Raw genomic sequence first — 20,500 nt, forward strand, 5'->3', positions numbered from 1 at the left:
AGTGGTCCGTTCGTCTCAGGCGGCGTGGGGATCCTCGACGCGGGGCCAGATGGCGCGCGTGAGGGTGTGGTAGGTGTTGGTCGCCGGATCGTTCGGGTAGGGCCCGTCGACCGCCGCATAGAGGATGTCGAAGGCGATCCGCGAGAAGGCATCGTGGAAGTGATTGGTCGACTTCACAACCAGGATCTTCATTGCCGTCGGGTCGATCCCCATGTTGGCGAAGGCGTCCGGGCTGAAGATCTGCGAGCGCACCGTGTTGAGCACCACGCGCAGCCCCTTGATGCGGATTGTCACCGAATCGCCCAGCGGCACGACGCTGGTGCCGAAGCTCTGCACCGCATTGCGCACCACCTTCTCCACCGTGACCTCGGCATCGATGGGCTCGCCGGCTGCGGCCGACATCTTGCCGCCGAAGCGCAAGGGGAGCGTCGCGCCCTCGCCGGCGGAAATGCAGGTGCGTACCGCAACCGGATCCCAGATGGAGGCGAGGGCGGCATCCGTGAGATCGCGTGCGATCATCTCGCGCAGCACGATGGTGGAATCGCCCGGCACGCCGCCGCCGGGATTGTCCCAGACATCGGCGATGACGACCGGATGGCCGTCGGTCTCGGCCGCCTTGTCGAGCGCCTGCGCCGGGGTGAGGAAATCCGGCCGGGTGCGGCCGCGATAGGAAAAGAGCTCCATGCCGAGTTCGCGCGCCAGCTGGTCGCCCTTCGGCCGGTCGCCGTCGGTGATGACGACGAGGCGGGAGCCGAGGTCCGGCACGTCGGCGGCCATGAAGCCATGGATCACCGAAACCGACAGGACGCCGTCATGTCCTTCCAGCGCCTTGAGCTTGTCGACGAAGCCGCGCATCGGCTGGCGGCTGGTCGGCAACACCTCGATCATCCGGCAGTCGAAGACGGAGATTTCCGGCTTCACCTCGCCAACCGAGGTGCGGTGGGCGAGATCTATGAGGCTTTCGGCGGCGATGACGAAATCGGTGTGCGGGAATTCCTTGAAGGCGACCAGCAAGTCGGCATTGGCGGTGCGCTTTGCCGACAGGTGGCTGTGCGGATCGAAGGTGGCGCCGACGATCGTGTCCGGCCCGACGATGGCGCGCACCGCCTCCAGGATCTCTCCTTCGCAGTCGAGGCAGCCGTCGGCGACCATCGCGCCATGCAGGCCGAGCAGCACGATGTCGAGCGGCAGCGCGGCGCGGATCTCGGCCAGCATCTGGTCGCGCAGGAGCTCCCAGGTGCGGGCGTTGACGAGGCCGCCCGGCTCCGCCCAGGTCGCGGTGCCCTCGATCACGTGCCAGCCGTATTGCCGCGCGCGGTCGCGGGCGACCGGGAAGACCGCGCTGCACAGGGTCGGCGTTGCCGGATGCTCGCCGGGGCCGGCATAGAAGCTGTCGCGGAAGTCCTGCAGGTCCGTGCGCAGGGGCGAGAAGGTGTTGGTCTCCGTTGCCAGGGACCCGACGAATACGCGTTTCATTTCGGCCATCAGGCGGCCTCCCCGAGAAGCTGGCCGGCATGGTGGCAGGCACTGGAACGTCCGTTGCCGAGGTCCACCGGATCGGGCCGCGTCGAGCGGCAGATATCGGTGGCCAGCGGGCAACGCGGATGGAAGGCGCAGCCGGAGGGCGGCGAGGCGGCGCTTGCCGGTTCGCCGAGATCGGCGACCGGCTGCCGTCCCGGCCGGATGCGCGGGATGGAGGCGAGCAGCAGGCGCGTGTAGGGATGCGCCGGCTTTTCGAAGATGGCGGCCTTGGGGGCCGTCTCGACGATGCGGCCGAGATACATGACGGCGACACGGTCGGAGATGTGCCGCACGACACCGAGGTCGTGGGAAATGAACAGCATCGAGATGCCGCTGTCGCGCTGCAGGTCCTTGATGAGGTTGAGCACCTGCGCCTGGATCGACACGTCGAGCGCGGAGACCGCCTCGTCGGCGATGACGAGGCGCGGTTCGACGATCATCACCCTTGCGATGCCGATGCGCTGGCGCTGGCCGCCGGAGAACTCGTGCGGGTAGCGGGTCATCACCTTCGGATCGAGGCCGACCTTCACCAGCGTGTCGGCGATGCGGGCGCGCACCTCCTCGCGGGTACGGGCAAGGCCGTGGATGCGGACCGGCTCGGCCAGCGTCTGCTCGATGGTGAGGCGCGGATTGAGCGAGGCGAAGGGGTCCTGGAAGATCATCTGAATCTCGCGGCGCAGCGGCCGGAAGGCGCCCGCTGAAAGCCCCAGAATGTCGCGGCCGCGGAACCGCGCCTCGCCGCTCGTCGCCGGCTCGAGCTTCGTCAGCGTGCGCCCGACCGTGGACTTGCCGCAGCCGCTCTCGCCGACGATGCCGAGCACCTCGCCCTCGGCAAGGTCGAAGGAGACGCCGTCGACCGCCTTGAGGATGCGCTTGGGGCCCGGCAACACGCCGGTTGAGGGCGCGCGGAAGGTGAAGTGGGTCTTCAGGTCGCGGACCTGGAGGAGGGGGGCTGCGTCGGTCATGCGTCCGGCTCCAGCGGGTAGTGGCAGCGGGCGAAATGGGTGGGCGCGAAGGCGGCGAGCGCCGGCTGGTCGCTGTCGCAACCGGCGCCCGCCCGCGCGCAACGCGGATGGAAGGCGCAGCCGGTGATGGTCTCGTCGAGCGTCGGGACGCGTCCGGGAATGGCGGACAGCCGATCGACGTCCTCGTCGGCCTCGGGAATCGAGTCCAGCAGGCCGCGCGTGTAGGGATGGCGCATGTCCTGGAAGAGCTCGCGCGCACCCGCCGTCTCGACCACGCGGCCGCGATACATCACGGCGATGCGGTCGCAGGTCTCGGCGATGACGCCGAGGTCATGGGAGATCAGCATGACCCCCATGCCGGTTTCCTTCTGCAGCTCGACGATGAGCTTGAGGATCTGCGCCTGCACCGTGACGTCGAGGGCGGTGGTCGGCTCGTCGGCGATCAGGAGGCGCGGCGAGCCGGCGAGCGCCATGGCGATCATCACGCGCTGACGCTGGCCGCCGGACAGCTGGTGCGGGAAGCTGTCGATGCGCCCCGCCGGGTCGGGGATGCGGACCATGGTCAGCAGCTCCAGCGCCCGGTCGCGGGCGGCGCGGCGCGACATCGGCTGATGCTCGCGGATCGCCTCGATGATCTGGTCGCCGATCCGGTAGACCGGATTGAGCGAGGTCATCGGCTCCTGGAAGATCATCGACATCTCGTTGCCCATGACCGCGCGGCGCTCGCGCGGCGACAGGCGCAGGAGATCGCGGCCGCGGAAGAAGATCTCGCCTGCAAGAACGCGCACGGGCGTTCCCTCCAGCAGCCCCATGATGGCGAGCGAGGTAAGGCTCTTGCCGCAGCCGCTCTCGCCGACGATGCCGAGCGTCTCGCCGGTCGACAGGCTGAGCGAGAGGTCCTGCACCACCGGCAGGATGCCGTCGGGCGTGGCGACGCCGAGCGTCAGGCCGCGCATGTCGAGCAACAGGTCGCTGGTGTCTGAATTCGGGCGTGTCATCTCACACCCCCTTGATGTCGTTGCGGAACCGCGGGTCGATGCTGTCGCGCAGGGCGTCGCCGACCAGGTTCATGGAAAAGACCGACAGGATGATCAGCGCGCCGGGGAACAGCAGCAGCCAGGAGGCGCGGGTGACGTAGATGCGCGATTCCGACAGCATGTTGCCCCAGCTCGGAACCTCCGGCGGCAGGCCGAGGCCGAGGAAGTCGAGCGCCGCGGCCTGCAGCTGCGCGAAGGCGAAGATGAAGCTTGCCTGCACCAGGAGCGGCGAGACGAGGTTCGGCAGGATGTGTCGGAACAGGATGCTGGCATGGCCGGCACCCGAACAGGTCGCGGCATCGACGAAGACCTCGCCCTTGAGCTTCAAGGTCATGCCGAAGAGGATGCGGGCGGTGGTGGTGGCGTAGACGATGCCGATCACGATCACCGTGTTGACGACGCTGCGCTCCAGCAGGGTCATCAGAACGAGGGCGAGCAGCAGCGCCGGGAAGGCCATCAGCACGTCGACGACACGCATGATCACATGGCCGAGGCGGTTGAAATAGGCCGAGACCATGCCGGCAAGGCCGCCGGCGACCAGCGCGACGACGACGCTGCCGATGCCGATGATGATGGCCATGCGGGCGCCGTAGAGGCTGCGCGAGAAGCTGTCGCGACCATAGTGGTCGGTGCCGAACAGGTGCTCGAGGCTCGGCGGCGACAGACGCACGAGCGGGTCGAGCTCGAGCGGGTCGTAGGGCGCGACGAGCGGGGCGAAGATCGCGGCCAGCGCGACCAGTATCAGCCAGCACAGTCCGGCGGTGGCGAGCCAGCGCCCGCGGAAGATGCGGCCCATGGTGAGGATCGCGGTCATGCCTCAGCTCCCTGGCTTTGCGGCTTGAGAGAACGGGTCCGGGTCATTTCAGCGACACCCTGGGGTCGAGGCGCGCATAGGCGAGGTCGACCAGGAGGTTGATGACCATGTAGAGGACGACGATCACCAGGATGACGCCCTGGATGACGGGGTAGTCGCGGCGCAGGATCGACTGCACCACGAGGCGGCCGATGCCGGGCAGCGAGAAGACGGTTTCGGTCACCACCGCCTCGGAGACGAGGGCGGCGAAGGTGAAGCCGAAGGCGGCGGCAACGGCGATCAGCGCGTTGCGGAAGACGTGCTTCACCGAGACCTTCCACGGGGCGAGGCCCTTGGCGCGGGCGGTGCGTACATGATCCTCGCGCTGCACGTCGAGCATGGAGGCACGCACCAGACGGATGATCAGCGCGGCGTTGGGCGCGGCGAGCGTGAAACTCGGCAGCAGCAGATAGCGCAGGTTCGCGAGCCCGCCGTCGTCGGTCACTGACGGGAAGCCGGACGAGGGCAGCCAGCCGAGCGTCACCGAGAAGATCAGGATCAGGTAGAGGCCGAGCCAGAAGGTCGGCACGGAGGCAAAGAGCATGGCGCCGCCGGAGGTGACTTGGTCGACCCAGGTGCCGCGATAGCTGGCGGCGACGACGCCGATGGGCACGCCGAGGATGACGATCCAGACCATCGTCATCAGGGCGAGAAGGATCGAGGTTTCCGCACCGTCGGCGATCACCGAGGTGACGGGAACGCGGAAGAAGATCGAGGTGCCGAAGTCGCCCTGCAACACGTTGCCGAGCCATAGCAGGTACTGCGTGTAGAGCGGCTGGTCGAGACCGAGCTCGCGCGTCAGGCTGGCGATTTCCTCGGGCGTGGCGCTATCGCCGAGCAGGACGGCAGCCGGATCGCCGGGGATCAGGTGCACGAAAAGGAAGACCAGCAGCGAGGCGGCGAGCAGCGTCGGCACGTGCGTCAGCAGTCTCCGCAGGGCATATCCGAGCATGAGCGTGACTTTCCGCGAAATGTCGGGAGGCGGCCAGCCCGCCCCCGGCCTGTTGCGAGTGTTGTCCGTCGGACGTTGTTTCGCAAAGGCCGGAGGGGGACGACGGGATCGTGCGTTACTTCGAGACGTTCCAGAAGTGCGGCCAGATCAGGGTTGCTTCGCCGAGGCCCTTAAGCGCCGGGGAGGCAATGTTGTAGGTGTAGATGTCGCCCGTCTTCATGGTCGGGACCTGCTCGTAGACGAGCGCCTGCAGCTCGCCCCACAGCTTCTGCCGCTCCGCCGGATCGGCCGAGGCGGTGAACTTCTCCGACAGCGCGGTCTTTTCCGGGGTGGCCCACCAGCCGGGGTAGTTGGGGTTCATCACCGAGATCAGGATCGGATCCGGCACGAAGCCGTGATGGGTGAAGAACAGGTCCCACTGGTCCGGCTCGCCGCGCTTCTTGATGAGCGTTGCCCAGTCGTAGACCTGCAGGTCGATGTTGAAGCCGGCCTGGGCGAGCTGCTTGGTGTAGACGATCGCCGTGTCGTAGTGGAACGGGTAGTTGGTCGACACCATGAACTTGATCGGCTCGCCGTTGTAGCCGGCTTCCTTGGCCAGCTCCTTCGCCGCGGCCGCATCGCCCTTGCTGAAGTTATCAGCGCCGGATTCGGTGTACCAGACATTGCCCTGCGGCATGAAAGAGCCGTTGGCACGCCACAGCTTTTCCGGGCCGATCGAGACCTGGAGCGCCGGCGTCTTGTTGATGGCCGTCTGGATGGCGCGGCGCAGGGCGAAATTCTCCTTCAGCGGGCCTTCCTTGGAGTTCATGAAGACCAGGCCGAAGATCGGGCCGCCGTTCAGGATCGTCGTGACGTCCGGGCTGGAATCGAGGGCATCGAAGAGGTCGCCCGGGATGTTCTCGGCATAGTCGTAGTCGCCGGCCTGCAGGCCGCTGACGCGGGTGCCGACGTCGGGGACCGGGATGAAGCGCAGCGCATCGAACTCGGCCTTGCGGGTGCCGCCATAGCCATTCGGCTCGCCTTCCGGCGAATCGTAGTCGTCGAAGCGGACGAGCTCGACATGGCGGTTGGGCTGCCACTCGCCGAAGCGGTAGGGGCCGGTGCCGATGTAGTTTTCCGGTGCGATAGGCTCCTTGCCGGCGCCTTCCATGACGGAGGCGGGATAGATCGCCGGGCCGCCGTTGATGAAGGCCAGCAGGTTCTTCCAGGGGCCGAACGGCTGCTTCAGGCGCAGCGTGACCTCATGGTCGCCGGTCGCCTCGATGCTGTCGACATTCGAGAACAGCAGGCTGCCGCGCGAACCGAACTCGCCCCAGCGCTTCAGCGAGGCAACCACGTCGGCCGAGGTCATGTCGGTGCCGTTGTGGAAGGTCACGTCCTTGCGCAGGGTGATGACGATGGTGCGTCCGTCATCCTCCAGCCGGTCGCTCTCGGCCAGAAGCGGCACCGGCGAATTGCTGGCGTCGAAGGTGTAGAGACCCTCGAACATGTGGTGGGCGATGGTCGTCGACAGGTCCGAGGTGACGACGTGCTGGTCGAGGCTGGGCGGCTCGCCGACCGTGGCGTAGCGCAGGGTGCCGGCCGCGAAGGCGGTACTGGCCATGGATGTCGCGATCGCCGCGGCGAACACGGTTTTCCAGCGGGTGTTCCGAAACATTCCACTCCTCCAAATACAGGGTCCTCTGGGTAGCCCGAATGGGCTACACGGGCAGGCGACGTACATTCGCCGGCCGTGCAGCCATCCCACGATCTGCCGTGTCTGCGCCGGCTGTTCGTTGTGTAAAAAATTTTCATAATCTGCCTAAACTGTCAAACGGGAATTTGAGTTTCCCGCCAAACCGCGGTAGATAATGAAAGAAACTTTCATACGGAGCTGAGAATTTCCATGACCAAGGGCATCACCCGTCACGACACCGCCGACCTCGCAGCCGGTGGACAGAAGCGCCCGTTCGCCAAGGCGGTCACCGCCGGAGGGTTCGTCTATGTCTCCGGCCAGGTGCCGGTGGAAGGGGGGGAGATCATCACCGGCGGCATCGTCGCGCAGACCGAAAAGGTGATCGAGAACATCAAGTCGGTGCTGGCGCTGGCCGGTTGCGGACTGGAGCATGTGGTCAAGGTCAATGTCTGGCTGGATGATGCGCGCGACTTCTCCAGCTTCAACGCCGTGTTCGAGCGGCATTTCGGGGCCCACCCTCCGGCACGTTCCACGGTGCAGTCGCCGTTGATGGTGGATGCGAAGGTCGAGATGGATGTCATCGCCTACAAAGCCGATTAATCTCGCCCCGCAGACCGGGGCGGATGGCAGGGAAGGGGCCGGGGGCGTGGCCAAGGTGATCGACATCATCGCGCAGCTCAGGCGGCTCGACGGCGCCTTCCCCAAGCGCGAGCAGCGTGTCGCCGACTATGTGCTGGCGAACCTGGAGACCATCGCCTACCAGCGCCAGAGCGAGATCGCCCAGGGCGCCGGTGTCTCCGATGCGACGGTCAACCGCTTCTGCCAGACGCTCGGCTGCGACGGGTTCAAGGACTTCAAGATCCGCCTCGCCCAGAGCGTGGCCGTCTCGCTGCAATACATGGACGTGCATGCGCCCGACAGCGGATCCCTGTCCGATGCGCTGGTGTCTCAGGTGTTCGGCGCGCTGATGGACACGCTCAACCGGGCGCGGGCGCAGCTCGACCCGATTGCGGTGGAGGCGGCGATAGACCTCTTGGCCGGGGCGCGACGGATCGTCTTCTTCGGCGTCGGCGGCGGTTCGGCCAATGTCGCTCGCGAGGGGGCGAACCGCTTCTTCCGCCTGGGCGTGCCGGCGGAGGCGCATTCGGACGGCTATCTGCAGCGGATGATCGCCTCGACGCTGGAGCGCGGCGACGTGGTCTTCGCGATCTCGGCCAGCGGCACGCCGGCCGAACTGCTCGACAGCGTCGCCATCGCCCGCCAGTACGGGGCGCAGTCGCTGAGCCTGACCAAGGCCGGATCGGATCTTGCCGGCGCCACCGACATCGCGCTTGGCCTCGATCTGCCGGAGGACCAGGACATCTACAAGCCGAGCGCCTCGCGGCTTGCCTATGTGGCGATCATCGACGTGCTGGCTGCCGGCGCCGCGCGCAAGCGGCCCGAGCGCGTGCGCGAGTATCTGCGCCGTATCCGCACCTCGCTGGTACCGCTGTCCAAGGATGTGGGCCCCAAGCCCATCGGCGACTGACCAGCCCTTCCGGCGATATACCGCTGCTGCAAGGCGTGCCTCGTGCGGTGCTGCCGGGCCTTGTGCGCAAACGGACGCGACGCCAGGCTCGGATATCCGGTTTCGTTATATCTGCTTCGAATATTGGTATTTGATTGACATACCACTCTGCCGTCTCCTTGGCTGAGAAAAACGTGCGGACGACCGTGGGGCGGGGGCCCTGAAAACAAGCGGCGCCGTGCGCGAGCCAGCCAGTGCGGGGAGCCATAGATGTCGAGACTTGCGGCCTTCAACTTCCAGAAATGGATCGACGAGCACAAGCACCTGCTGAAGCCGCCGGTCGGCAACCAGCAGGTCTTCAAGGACGCGGATCTCATGGTGACCGTGGTCGGCGGGCCCAACAAGCGTACCGACTATCACGACGATCCGGTCGAGGAGTTCTTCTACCAGCTCAAGGGCGACATGGTCCTGAAGCTCTACGACGGCAAGGAGTTCTACGACGTGCCGATCCGGGAGGGCGAGATCTTCCTGCTGCCGCCGCATGTGCGCCATTCGCCGCAGCGCCCGCAGGAGGGATCGGTCGGTCTCGTCATCGAGCCGTCCCGTCCGGAAGGCGCGCTCGATGCCATCGAGTGGTACTGCTTCGAATGCCAGCACCTGGTGCACCGCGCCGAGCTCGACCTTGAGTCGATCGTCGACGACCTGCCGCCGGTCTACAAGGCGTTCTACGCCTCCGAGGAAGACCGCACCTGCCCGAACTGCGGCACGCTGCATCCCGGCAAGGAGCCGCCGGAAGGCTGGGTCGTTCTCTGAACGAACCGGATACCGCGTCCCGACCATTCCAAAGACTGAAGAAGACGGCCGGCCCGCCCGCCGGGGCAGCGCCGTGCCGGGAGGAGCATGACATGACCAAAGCCAAGCATCTTGCCCGTCTCTTGCCCGCAGCCATCGCCATGGCGACATTGGGCGCCGGCCTTGCGGAGGCGAAGGAATTCCGCCTCGGCCTGATCACCCCGCCGCCGCATATCTGGACGGTTGCAGCGAACTCGTTCGCGGACGAGCTGAAGTCGGCCTCCGGCGGCGAGCACAGCGTCACCGTGTTTCCCTCGCAGCAACTCGGCAACGAGGCGCAGATGATGCAGCAGCTGCAGACGGGCGCGCTCGACATGGCCTTCCTGACCATCGCCGAAGTGTCGAACCGGGTGCCCGATTTCGGCGCCTTCTACGCGCCGTATCTCGCCGACGATGTCGGCCATGCGGCCCGCATCCTGCGCTCGGACGTCGCCACCGGCCTGCTCCAGGGCCTGCCGCAGAAAGCCGGCGTCGTCGGCATCGGCTACTCGATGGGCGGGTTGCGCCAGATCGTCAGCCGGTCGCCGGTGACGACGGCGGCGGACCTTTCGGGCAAGAAGCTGCGCATCACCCCGTTCGAACCGATCAAGGACTTCTACAACGCGCTGGGCGCCGCCTCGACGCCGATGCCGCTGCCGGCGGTCTACGATGCGCTCGCCAACGGCCAGGTCGATGCCATCGACATGGACGCGGAGCTGATCTGGGGGCTCAAGTACTACGAGCACGCCGACACGATCCTGCTGTCCAACCACATGATGTTCCCGATGGTCGGGCTGGTCTCGGCCAAGGTCTGGCAGGGCCTGTCCGAGGGCGACCGCAAGACGGTGGCCGAGCTGATGAAGCGCCATCTCGACGGGGCCATCGACACCTACGTCCAGAAGGAAGGCGAGTGGCTTTTGTCCATCGAAGGCACGGGCAAGACGGTCGTGGAGGCGGATGCCGCGTTCTTCGCCGATGCCATCGCCAAGTGGGAGGCGATCTGGACCGAGAAGGCCCCGGCGCTTGCCGATCTGCGCAAGGTGGCCGAAGAAACCCGCTGAGGAGGAATGCGCCGGGCGGCAGTCGTGTCGCCCGGACGATCCGCCGAGATTGCCGGCGCGGGATGGCGGACATCGCCGCCCGCGCTGTTTCGGGCCAGAGGGAGGGAGGTCCCGCGATGCTCTACCGCCTGTCGGCCTTGTGGGCGCGCTGCGAAATCGCCGTGGCCGCCGTGCTTGCGGGGGCGATCACCGTCCTGATCCTGATCAACGTCGCCACGCGTACCGCCCGCATGGCGATCTACTGGATCGACGAGGCGGCGATCTACACGATGATCTGGATGACCTTCCTCGCCGCTTCCGCTGCCGTGCACGACCGCAGCGCCGTGGCGGTGACGCTGGTCGGCGACATGCTGTCGGACCGGGCGAAGGCCCGCCTTGTCGCCGTGCTCGACCTGGTGGCGCTGGGCTTCGGCGTCGCGCTCGGCTGGTTCTGCTGGCTGTGGTTCGATCCCGCAGGCCTTGCGGCCGCCGGCTTCGACATCGAGGCCTTCCAGGGCAACACCTTCAACTTCATCTATGCGGAGCCGACCACCACGCTGGGGATCCGCAAGGCCTGGGTCTGGCTGATCATGATCCTCTTCACCTTCGGTTTCCTGCTGCACGCGGCGGCCAACCTGTCGCGTTCGCTTACCGCGCTCGCTGCTCCCGGCAGGAGCGGCGAATGACCGGCGTCGTCTTTCTCGTCCTGCTTTTCGCGGGCGTCCCGATCAGCCTGGTGCTGTGCCTGTCGGCGGTCTGGTACATCCAGGCGAGCGGCAACACGGTGCTGTATTCCAGCTTCGCGCAGCAGCTTTTCGCCGGCGTCGAGAGCTATGGATTGCTTGCGATCCCGCTGTTCATGCTCACCGGCGAGCTGATGAACGAGGGCGGTCTGACCCAGCGGCTGATCCAGGCGGCGCGGGTCTTCGTCGGCGGCTTTCGCGGCGGCCTTGCCTATATCAACCTGCTCGCCAACATGTTCATGGCAGCGATCATCGGCTCCGCAGCCTCGCAGATCGCGGTAATGTCGCGGGCCATGGTGCCGGCGATGGAGGAGGAGGGATACCGCCGGGAATTCGCCGCCGCGACGACGGCGGCCGGCGGGCTGCTGTCGCCGATCATTCCGCCGTCCATGCTGTTCGTCATCTATGGCGTGCTGGCGCAGATCCCCATCGGCGACATGTTCATGGCCGGCATCCTGCCGGGCCTGCTCCTCTCCGCGAGCTTTTTCGTCATCGTCGCGCTGGTCGGCCTCAAGGAGCAGTTCCCGAAGGGCGAGTGGATGTCGCCGGGAGTGGCGCTTGCCGCGATCCGCGACTGCCTGCCGGCCGCGCTCATTCCGCTGGCCATTGTCGGGGGTATCCTTCTGGGTATCGCGACGCCGACGGAATCGGCGGCGGTCGCCTCGCTGGTGGCTTTCGTGATCGGTCGCTTCGTCTATGGCGAGCTGAAGATCACCCGCCTCGGCGCGCTGTTCGTGCGCACCGCCGCCAATTCCAGCCTCGTGATCTTCCTGATCGCCTCGGCCAATGTCTTCGGCTGGGTGATCATCTACGAGGCGATCCCGCAGAAGCTGGCCGCGCAGATCACCACACTGACCTCCGATCCCTTCGTTTTCCTGCTGATCGTCAATCTGGCGCTGTTCCTGATCGGCATGGTGATCGACGGCATCGCCGCGGTGATCCTGGTGGTGCCGATCCTGCTGCCGATCGCGCAGACCCACTATGCCATCGATCCGTTCCAGTTCGGGGTGATCGTCTGCCTCAACCTGGTGCTGGGGCTTCTGACGCCGCCGGTGGGAGCAGGGCTCTACATCGCCTCGGCGATGAGCGGGGCGAAGCCGATGGCGATCTTCCGTGCGCTCTATCCGTTCCTGGCGGCGGTCGCTGCGGTGTTGCTGCTGCTGAGTTGGGCGCCGTCGATTTCGACCGTGCTGATCCGCTGAAACCCGTTCAGAAGCTCGCGGCGACCTGGCGCAACTGCTCCAGGAAGAAGCTGGCCGCCGGCGTCAGGCTGCGGCCCTTGCGGTAGGAGACCCCGACCGGGCCGATGGGAATCGGTACGTCCCAGGCGACGCGGGCGAGGATGCCTGCGGCGATGTCCTGCTCGGCGACGTGGCTCGGCAGGACGCCGATCATGCTGGAATTGACCAGCAGGCTGCGATTGGCGAGGAACGACACCGATTCCACCGCATTGATCGGCGAGGACAGGCCGTGGTCGAGGAAGACCATGTCGATCTGCCGTCGCAGGGTCGTTTCCGGCGGCGGCAGGATCCAGCCGTACTCCATCATATCGGCGAAGGTGACCTTCTTGCGCTCTTGCAGCGGGTGCCCGACGCGGGTGACGGCGATGACCTTCTCCTCGTAGAGCCGTTCCTGAAGCAACTCGTCGCGGTGCCGGTGCGTGGGCAGGCGCCCGACCACCAGATCGAGCTCGCCGGAGCGCAGAGCCGGCATCAGCACCTCGTTGGTGCCTTCCTGGATCTTGATCGACAGGTTGGGCTTTTCGGCGAGGACCCGGGCGATGGTGCGGGGCAGAAGCAAGGCGGAGGCGGCCAGCAGGGTGCCGACGACGATCCGGCCGCTGGAGCCTTCCGACAGGTCGTCGAGTTCCTGTGCGGCGTGCGAGATCTGCGCGAAGATGAGCTTGCCGTGGCGGGCCAGCGCCTCGCCGTAGATAGTCGGGACGACGCCCCGGTTGGTCCGCTCGAAGAGCATGACGCCGAAGTCGGTCTCCAGATCCTTGATCAGCTTGGTTGCGGCCGGCTGCGACAGGTTCAGCTCGCGTGCGGCATGCAGGATCGAATTGTGCCGCTCGACCGCCACCAGCAGGCGAAGCTGCTTGAGCTTCAGCCGGGTCAGGATCCGCTCGACGATGCGGAAATGCTTCGGTGTCGGTTCGCTCATCGGCCGTCCTTGCGCGAGGGGCGCGCCCTCAGCCGGTACCTGATCGACCGGGCTCACGCAACCAGGATCGGCTCTTCGAGCGAGAGCGCGGCGTTGATCATGCTCATGGCGGTGAGGGCCGACGACTTCGGATTGTCGGCCAACTGGTACCCGTTGAGGCGCAGCGAGAAATTGCCGAAGGCGCCTTCCGCCTCCAGTTCGTGGCAGTTGTAGGTGCAGGTCGGGTCGGCGACGAGTTCCACCTCGGTCGCATCGAAACCGATGCCGGCAAGGGCGACGCTGGCGGTGACGTTGGCGTTCTTCGGATAAAGGCGCGCGGCCTCGCGTGCCGTGCCGCGAAAATGGATCCGGGCATCCATGAGAGTGTCGAGATCGAGCACGGTTTCCGCCGGCGTGCCGCGCCAACTGGCGACCGGCTTGCGGCCGCGATAGGTCACCCGGTCGAGCCCGCCGCGCCGCGCCGCCGAGAGCACGTCGAGCCCGCCGATGGCGCCGGAGGCGATGCGAAGGTGGGCGCCGGAGGCGGAGGCCGCGCGCGCCAGCGTTTCGTAAAGCGCCGCGTCGGCCAGTGCTCCGGCGGAGACGCTGACGAGGTCGATGCCGCGTTCCAGGATGACGGCACCATGGGCGATCAGGCCCGGATGGCCGGCGCAGTCCAGTACAAGGTCGGGACGTGCCGCGAGACCGTCGATGCTCTCGACCACGGCAACGTTCGGTCCGACCGCTTCCCGTGCCGCCGCGAGGCGCTCGGCACGACCGATCACGCCGCCGAGCCGTACGGCGGAGGATGAGGAAATGGCACGGATGACATGGCTGGCGATGGCACCGTAGCCGATGATCGCGACGTGTTTCATGCAAGGCTCCGAAGGATATCCTGCCTTCCATCCTGCGCGAACAGCAGGTGATTTGCTATCCAATATCCAGATAGCAGATTTGAAACATGGTATTTGCTGCGATACCTGAACGACGCCACTCTCCGCCCAACAGACGCCGGCCCGCTGTCAGGGCAGGACGCGGGAGGACGGGTGGCCGCTGTGACGATCAAGACCGGGCATGCTTCGCAGACGGTGCGGGACGAGGGCGTAGCCGACGCCAATGCGCTTGTCGGACGTGCCGTGCGTCGCCGCGAGGACGATGCACTGGTGACCGGGCAGGGCTGCTACGTTTCCGACATTCCGCTGCACGATGCGCTGCATCTCGCCTTCGTCCGCAGTCCCTTGCCGCGCGGCACCATTCTTGGCTGCGATGTAGAGGTTGCACGGGAGATGGCCGGCGTCGCCCATGTGGTGACAGGGAACGATCTCTCGGGCTTCGGCGCGCGCGATGGCCAGGCCCTTGGCCGGCTCGCCGTCAATCCGGTCCTGCCGTTCGAGGGCGAGGCCGAGTTCCCCGTCCTTGCATGCGGCTCTGTCGCGGCCGTCGGCCAGCCTGTCGCGGCGGTGCTGGCAGGCGAAAGGGCCACCGCGCAGGATGCGGCGGACCTGATCGGCGTCGACATCGACGAGGACGGTGCGGCACCGGATTATTCCAACGGGGATGCGCCCGGCTTTCGCGGGGACTGGTCCTGCGGAGACGTGGCCGCCGGCTTCGCCGCTGCGCACCTCGTGGTCGAGGTGGAGGTGGAGCACCCGCGCCTTGCCCCATCCCCGCTCGAGCCGCGTGCCATTGCCGTCGACTACGACGCGGAGCGGGATCGTGCGCTGGTCTGGTACTCGACCCAGACGCCGCACCGGGCGCGGCGTGAGCTTTGCCGGATACTCGGTATCGAAGAGGCGCGCATCGCGGTCCGGGCGCCGGATGTCGGCGGTGCCTTCGGCATGAAGGCCTCGCTGTACCCGGAAGAGGTGTTCGCCGTCTGGGCCGCCTTCCGCTTTCGCCGTTCCGTTCGCTGGGCGTCGAGCCGCAGCGAGGACCTGATTTCCGCAACGCATGGGCGCGGCGCGCGCAGCCGGGGACGGCTGGCGCTCGACGCCGAGGGGCGCTTCCTGGCGCTCGAGGCCGCCGTCGACTGTCCGCTTGGCCACTGGCTGCCCAACAGCGCCGGCATTCCGGCCTGGAATGCCGGGCGTATCCTGCCGGGCGGCTACGACATTCCGGCGGTCGACATCCGTTCGCGGGCGCGCCTGTCGCACAGCGCGGCGGTCGGCATCTATCGCGGTGCGGGGCGGCCGGAGGCCAACTGCCTGATGGAGCGGCTCGTCGACGAGGCCGCCAGCGCCAGCGGTATCGATCCGCTGGAGATCCGCCGGCGCAACCTTCTATCCCCCGACCGACTGCCCCACACAGGGCCGACCGGTACAAAGCTCGATTCCGGCCGCTATGCCGAGTTGCTCGACAAGCTGGCGCGGGACGCGGACTACGATCGGTTGAAAACGGCGCGAGACAGTATGCGGGCCGAGGGTGGTGTCGCCGGTCTTGGCCTCGCCTTCTATGTCGAGCCCTGCGGAACGGGCTGGGAGAGTGCACGGGTGACGCTGCATCCGGACGGGAGTGCGGATGTGGCGACCGGCGGTAGCAGCCAGGGTCATGGCCGCGAGACGGCCTTCGCCCAGATTGCGGCCGACCGTCTGTCCCTGCCGCTGGAGCGGGTGCGCGTGCTGCACGGGTCCACCGACGACTGTCCGACCGGCATCGGCGCCCTGGCCAGCCGCAGCACGCCGATCGGCGGAAGCGCGCTTGCCGAGGCCTGCGACGCTTTGCTGGCGAAGCTCGAAGACGGCGCAGATCGCGGCAAGCCGGTGAGCGCCGAGGTGGTCTACGAGGCCAAGGGCGAAGCCTGGGGCTATGGCGCCTATCTCGTCCTTCTGACCATCGATCCGGACACCGGCACGCCGACCATCGAGGAGGCGCATTGCTGCGACGACATCGGCACGGTGATCAATCCCATGATGGTCGAGGGCCAGATCCGGGGCGGCTTCGCGCAAGGGATCGGCGAGGCCTTGATGGAGCGCATCGTCTACGACGCCGACGGTCAGCTCCTGACCGGCTCGCTGATGGATTACGCGCTGCCGCGCGCGTCCGACATGCCGAGCCTTTCCATCGGCAAGATGTCGACCCCTTCGCCCGCCAACACGCTGGGTGCCAAGGGGGTCGGCGAGGCCGGCACCATCGGCGCCCCGGCCGCAATCCTCAATGCCGCCAATGACGCGCTGCGCCCCCATGGCGCCGCGATCCTGTCCATGCCGCTGACCGCCGAGGCGCTGTGGCGCGCCCTGCGCTCGGCTCCAACGAGGTGACCGAAATGAACTATTCGAGGCTCGACGCCAAGGCCTATGCCCGCGCCAACATGAAGGGGATCTGGGCAGCGGCGCTCAATCCCTTCCGCGAGGATTTCTCCTTCGACGAGGCAGGCTTGCGGTCGAACATCCGTCACTGGGTGGACGATCTCGCCATCGCCGGGCTGTTCATCGCCGGCAAGCAGGGCGAGTTCTTCTCCATGTCGCTCGCCGAGCGCAAGCGCAACTTCGAGATCGCGGTGGAGGAGACGGCGGGCAAGGCCGGGACGATCATGTCCTGTTCGGACCAGAACTTCGACACGGTGATCGAGCTCGCCCGCCACGCGGAAGCGGTGGGTGCCGACTACATCGTGGTGCATGCGCCGGTCCTGCATTTCATCAGCGATCAGGACGACACGGTCTACGAGTATTACAAGGCGATCTGCGAGCGGGTGAACATCGGCATCGCCATGTGGAGCCACCCGGATTCGGGCTATCTGATGAGCCCGGAGCTGTGCGCTCGGGTAGCGGAACTGCCGAACATCGTCGCCATCAAGTACAGCGTGCCGCGGCCGATGTATGTGCAGCTGACGGAGATGGTCGGCGACAAGATCCTGGTCTCCACCGCTTCCGAAGAAGAGTGGCTCGACAACATCCTCGAGCTCGGCTGGCAGCTCTACCTGTGTTCCTCACCTCCCTACCTGCTGCAGACGGCGAAGGATCGTCGCATGCACGACTACACGCAGGCCGCCTTTGCCGGCGATGCCGAGCGGGCAAAGGCGATCAGCGCCAGCCTCGATCCGGTGCGCAAGGCGTTGCGCGGCACACGGCCGGGCGGCAAGCCGCAGGCGCACCAGAAATACTGGCAGGAACTCTTGGGCCAGGTCGGCGGGCCTGTGCGCCCGCCGCTGCTGCAGCTGACCGATGCGGAGCGCGAGGCGACCCGCGCCGCGTTCGAGGCATGCGGCCTCGCGCTCTGAGGCTGCGTCTCAGCCCTGGGGCAGGTCGGTGTTTTCCGCATCCGGCGTCAGGGTCTGTTCCGCTTCCGCCGTCGGCTGCCGGGTGAAGCCGGAAACGCCGGCCGTTTCCTCGTAGTCCCGGGGAATTTCCACCGGGCTCGCTGCATAGGCAGTGATCAGCTCGGCCAGCGAGCGCAGCGCATGCATGTGGATGCGCTCGTAGCCGTGCGAGCTGTCGATGCCGAAGGTGATCAGGGCGGTGCGCACGTCTGCGCCCGCCTCGATGGCGGATGCGGAGTCCGAGCGGTAGTAGCGGAAGACGTCCTTCTGGTAGCGGATGTCGTGCTCCTGGCACAGGTCCACGAGCTTCTTCGTCAGGTGATAGTCGAAGGGGCCCGTCTGGTCGGCCATCGAGAAGGTGACGCCAAACTCGCTCGAATTCTGCCCCGGCGCCGTGGTGCCGTTGTCGACCGCGACCAGCGAGGCGACGTCGTGGGTGATGATCGAGGAGGCGCCGACACCGACTTCCTCGGCGATGGTGAAGAGCCAGTGGATGTCGACCGGCGTTTCTGCCTTGGCCTCGGTCATCGCCTTCAGCGCCGCCAGCATGACCGCGACGCCGGCCTTGTTGTCGAGGTGGCGGGAGATGATGAAGCCGTTTTCGAGAAACTCCGGCTGCGGGTCGATGGCGATGATGTCGCCGACCTCGATACCGAGGCGGTCGAGATCCGCCCGGCCGAAGGCGAGGGCATCGACGCGCAGCTCCACATGGTCCCAGCCGATGGGAGAGGTGTCGATCTCCTCGTTGAAGGTGTGGCCCGACGATTTGAGCGGCAGGATGGTGCCGCGATAGGCGCCCGAATGGGAGAACAGGGTGGCGCGCGCGCCTTCCGCAAAGCGTGCCGACCAGTTGCCGATGGGAACCAGAGCCAGCCGGCCGTTCTCCTTGAGGAATTTCACCTGCGCGCCGAGCGTGTCCAGATGCGAGACGAGCGCGCGCGCGCCGCGGGCCTGATGGCCGCGCCAGATCGCGCGGATGGCGCCGCGACGGGTCAGCTCGACCGGAAGGCCGAGGCGTTCCAGCTCGGTCGAGACATAGCGAACCACGGTGTCGGTGTAGCCCGTGGGGCTGGGGATCGCGAGCAGCGCCTTCAGGGTGTCGGCGAGATAGTCCGTGTCGATGTTCAGTCGTGTCATGTGGCCCCCTGGTTGGCGTGCTGGTCGACGACGACCTGACGGGCTGTCGACGGCATGGACAGCGGGAACAGCAGGTCGACGAAGCGTTCGGCGGTCGGCTGCGGTTCGTGGTTCGCCAGGCCCGGCCGTTCGTTGGCCTCGATGAAGCGGTAATCGGCCTCGGTCGGGGAGGCGACCATCAGGTCGATGCCGGTCACCGGGATATCGATGGCGCGCGCGGAGCGGACCGCCGCTTCCACCAGCACGGGATGGACGATGTCGGTGACGTCGTGGATCGTGCCGCCGGTATGCAGGTTTGCGGTCCGGCGCACCTGCAGCTGCGTCCCGCTCTCCAGAACATCGTCCAGCGTATAGCCGGCCTGGGCAATGGTGCGCCCGGTCTCTGCGTCGAGCGGAATATGGGACTCGCCGCCCGTTGCCGCGCCGCGGCGGCGGCTCTGCGCCTCGATCAACTCGCGAATGGTGCTGCGGCCGTTGCCCACGATTGTCGGCGGCCGGCGGATGGCGGCGGCAACCAGCCGGTAGTTGATGACGATCAGGCGCAGGTCCTGGCCTTCGACGCATTCTTCCACCAGCACCGTGTCGCAGAGCTGGCGGGCCTCATCGATGGCGGCGCGCATGTCGTCCATGGAGGTGAGGCCGACGGAGACGCCGCGCCCCTGCTCGCCGCGTGCGGGCTTGACGACGACCTTGCCGTGCTCCCGCAGGAAGGTCTCCAGCGCGTCGTCGCCGGCGCTGGCAAGGATCTGCGCAGGCACATGCACGCCGGCACCCTCGACCACCTTTCGCGTTGCGGTCTTGTCGTCGCAGATCGACATGGCGACGGCGCTGGTCAGTTCGCTGAGGCTTTCGCGGCAGCGGATCGTGCGGCCGCCCTGGGACAGCGAGAAGAAGCCGTGTTCGGCATCGGTGACCTCGACCCGGATGCCCCGGCGGCGCGCCTCGCGCACGATGATCGTGGCGTAAGGGTTCAGCGCATCGTCGACATCGGGGCCGGTATAGAGGGTCTCGTTGATCAGGTTCTTCCGCTTGACGGTGAAATACGGCACCCGGTGGAAGCCGAGCTTTTCGTAGAGCGCGATGGCCTGGTCGTTGTCGTGCATGACGGAAAGGTCGAGATAGGCGAGGCCGCGTGCCGCGAAATACTCCGCAAGGTGCCGCACCAGGGCCTGGCCAACGCCGGGATGGCGCGCCTGCGGATCGACCGCAAGGCACCAGAGCGAGCCGCCGCGCTCGGGATCATTGAAGGCGCGGAAGTGGTCGACGCCGGTGACGGTGCCGAGGATCTCGCCGCTGACCTCGTCCTCGGCCACGAAGTAGCAGATCGAGCGGGCATCGCGCTTGGACCAGAAGAAGTCCGGCGGCACGGGGACCATGCCGCGTCCGGCATAGATGCGGTTGATCTCCTCGGCATCGGCCTGCGAGGTCAGGCGGCGCAGGAAGAAGCCGGAAGGCGCCCGCTTGGACGCCCGGTAGGTGGAGAGGTCGAGACGAAACGTATGCGAGGGATCGAGGAAGATCTCCTGCGGGGCGTTTGCCAGAAGCACGTGCGGATCGCGCACATAGACGGCGATGTCGCGACGGTCGGGCAGCTCGCCCTCCAGCGTCGCGACCAGCCGTTCCGGCTCGGAGAAGGTCTGCCCGAAGATCAGGCGCCCCCAGCCGAGATCCAGCGCACAGTCGGCGGTGACCGCCGGTGCGTCGCTGGACTGGTTGTCGATCGGCGGCTTCAGGCCGTGCTCGCGCATGCGCTTGAGCCGGTGCGAATAGGCGTCCCGGTGCCGTGCGTCCTTCTGGCGGGCGTCGCGGGGCGTGCGCCCCGATCCCTCGCCGCGCTTCCCC

The 20,500-nt window shown here is 67.0% G+C and carries 18 protein-coding genes; 8 read left to right on the forward strand and 10 right to left on the reverse strand.

Annotated elements, in window-relative coordinates; genetic code table 11:
- Positions 1 to 15 precede the first annotated feature (15 nt).
- The 6 genes from ACVJ6E_RS15375 to ACVJ6E_RS15400 form a co-directional block, all read right to left on the reverse strand.
- Positions 16 to 1,485: a M81 family metallopeptidase gene (locus ACVJ6E_RS15375; protein WP_244271609.1), complete on the reverse strand. Its 1,470-nt coding sequence runs from the start codon at positions 1,483 to 1,485 to the stop codon at positions 16 to 18.
- Positions 1,485 to 2,486: an ABC transporter ATP-binding protein gene (locus ACVJ6E_RS15380; protein ID WP_067219769.1), complete on the reverse strand. Its 1,002-nt coding sequence runs from the start codon at positions 2,484 to 2,486 to the stop codon at positions 1,485 to 1,487. The genes ACVJ6E_RS15375 and ACVJ6E_RS15380 overlap by 1 nt, the downstream gene beginning before the upstream one ends.
- Positions 2,483 to 3,484, reverse strand: a complete 1,002-nt coding sequence (locus tag ACVJ6E_RS15385; RefSeq protein WP_120269324.1) for an ABC transporter ATP-binding protein — start codon at positions 3,482 to 3,484, stop codon at positions 2,483 to 2,485. The genes ACVJ6E_RS15380 and ACVJ6E_RS15385 overlap by 4 nt, the downstream gene beginning before the upstream one ends.
- 1 nt (position 3,485) lies before the next feature.
- Positions 3,486 to 4,337 (reverse strand): ABC transporter permease, encoded by an 852-nt coding sequence (locus tag ACVJ6E_RS15390; RefSeq protein ID WP_067335749.1) that lies wholly within the window; start codon positions 4,335 to 4,337, stop codon positions 3,486 to 3,488.
- A 43-nt stretch (positions 4,338 to 4,380) separates the two neighbouring features.
- Entirely contained in the window at positions 4,381 to 5,328 is a 948-nt protein-coding gene (locus ACVJ6E_RS15395; RefSeq protein ID WP_120269323.1) for an ABC transporter permease, read from the reverse strand.
- Positions 5,329 to 5,443: 115 nt separating this feature from the next.
- Positions 5,444 to 6,985 carry an ABC transporter substrate-binding protein gene (locus ACVJ6E_RS15400; RefSeq protein WP_120269322.1) on the reverse strand — a complete coding sequence of 514 codons (1,542 nt, stop codon included), beginning with the start codon at positions 6,983 to 6,985 and terminating at the stop codon, positions 5,444 to 5,446.
- A 228-nt stretch (positions 6,986 to 7,213) separates the two neighbouring features.
- Between ACVJ6E_RS15400 and ACVJ6E_RS15405 the strand changes: the two genes are divergently transcribed.
- The 6 genes from ACVJ6E_RS15405 to ACVJ6E_RS15430 all read left to right on the forward strand — a co-directional run bounded on the left by ACVJ6E_RS15405 (position 7,214) and on the right by ACVJ6E_RS15430 (position 12,326).
- Positions 7,214 to 7,603 (forward strand): Rid family hydrolase, encoded by a 390-nt coding sequence (locus ACVJ6E_RS15405; protein WP_067335743.1) that lies wholly within the window; start codon positions 7,214 to 7,216, stop codon positions 7,601 to 7,603.
- Complete coding sequence (locus ACVJ6E_RS15410) at positions 7,578 to 8,531, forward strand: MurR/RpiR family transcriptional regulator (protein WP_120269321.1); 954 nt, start codon at positions 7,578 to 7,580, stop codon at positions 8,529 to 8,531. The genes ACVJ6E_RS15405 and ACVJ6E_RS15410 overlap by 26 nt, the downstream gene beginning before the upstream one ends.
- A gap of 249 nt (positions 8,532 to 8,780) precedes the next feature.
- A complete protein-coding gene (locus ACVJ6E_RS15415; protein ID WP_120269320.1) occupies positions 8,781 to 9,323 on the forward strand; it encodes a 3-hydroxyanthranilate 3,4-dioxygenase in 543 nt (180 codons plus the stop codon).
- Between the two features lie 92 nt (positions 9,324 to 9,415).
- A complete protein-coding gene (locus ACVJ6E_RS15420; RefSeq protein WP_199681252.1) occupies positions 9,416 to 10,402 on the forward strand; it encodes a TRAP transporter substrate-binding protein in 987 nt (328 codons plus the stop codon).
- A 116-nt stretch (positions 10,403 to 10,518) separates the two neighbouring features.
- On the forward strand, positions 10,519 to 11,067 hold the full coding sequence (locus tag ACVJ6E_RS15425; RefSeq protein ID WP_120269319.1) for a TRAP transporter small permease subunit: 549 nt from the start codon (positions 10,519 to 10,521) through the stop codon (positions 11,065 to 11,067).
- Positions 11,064 to 12,326 carry a TRAP transporter large permease gene (locus tag ACVJ6E_RS15430; protein ID WP_067219794.1) on the forward strand — a complete coding sequence of 421 codons (1,263 nt, stop codon included), beginning with the start codon at positions 11,064 to 11,066 and terminating at the stop codon, positions 12,324 to 12,326. Before ACVJ6E_RS15425 ends, ACVJ6E_RS15430 begins: the two co-directional genes overlap by 4 nt.
- A gap of 7 nt (positions 12,327 to 12,333) precedes the next feature.
- Here the strand turns inward: ACVJ6E_RS15430 and ACVJ6E_RS15435 are convergent, their stop codons facing one another.
- Together ACVJ6E_RS15435 and ACVJ6E_RS15440 are read right to left on the reverse strand one after the other, a co-directional pair.
- Positions 12,334 to 13,287 carry a LysR family transcriptional regulator gene (locus ACVJ6E_RS15435; protein ID WP_120269318.1) on the reverse strand — a complete coding sequence of 318 codons (954 nt, stop codon included), beginning with the start codon at positions 13,285 to 13,287 and terminating at the stop codon, positions 12,334 to 12,336.
- 53 nt (positions 13,288 to 13,340) lie between these two features.
- Complete coding sequence (locus ACVJ6E_RS15440; protein WP_120269317.1) at positions 13,341 to 14,141, reverse strand: aspartate dehydrogenase; 801 nt, start codon at positions 14,139 to 14,141, stop codon at positions 13,341 to 13,343.
- Positions 14,142 to 14,321: 180 nt separating this feature from the next.
- Here ACVJ6E_RS15440 and ACVJ6E_RS15445 point away from each other — a divergent pair, with 180 nt between their 5' ends.
- Positions 14,322 to 16,523: a xanthine dehydrogenase family protein molybdopterin-binding subunit gene (locus tag ACVJ6E_RS15445; protein ID WP_199681250.1), complete on the forward strand. Its 2,202-nt coding sequence runs from the start codon at positions 14,322 to 14,324 to the stop codon at positions 16,521 to 16,523.
- 5 nt (positions 16,524 to 16,528) lie between these two features.
- Complete coding sequence (locus tag ACVJ6E_RS15450) at positions 16,529 to 17,482, forward strand: dihydrodipicolinate synthase family protein (protein WP_120269728.1); 954 nt, start codon at positions 16,529 to 16,531, stop codon at positions 17,480 to 17,482.
- A gap of 9 nt (positions 17,483 to 17,491) precedes the next feature.
- Here ACVJ6E_RS15450 and ACVJ6E_RS15455 read toward each other — a convergent pair whose 3' ends face one another.
- Both ACVJ6E_RS15455 and ngg read right to left on the reverse strand, forming a co-directional pair.
- A complete protein-coding gene (locus tag ACVJ6E_RS15455) occupies positions 17,492 to 18,658 on the reverse strand; it encodes an osmoprotectant NAGGN system M42 family peptidase (RefSeq protein ID WP_120269316.1) in 1,167 nt (388 codons plus the stop codon).
- Positions 18,655 to 20,406 (reverse strand): N-acetylglutaminylglutamine synthetase, encoded by a 1,752-nt coding sequence (gene ngg, locus ACVJ6E_RS15460; protein ID WP_491676483.1) that lies wholly within the window; start codon positions 20,404 to 20,406, stop codon positions 18,655 to 18,657. Before ngg ends, ACVJ6E_RS15455 begins: the two co-directional genes overlap by 4 nt.
- Between the last annotated feature and the right edge of the window lie 94 nt (positions 20,407 to 20,500).

It is taken from the genome of Stappia sp. G46H5W (genome assembly GCF_058448995.1).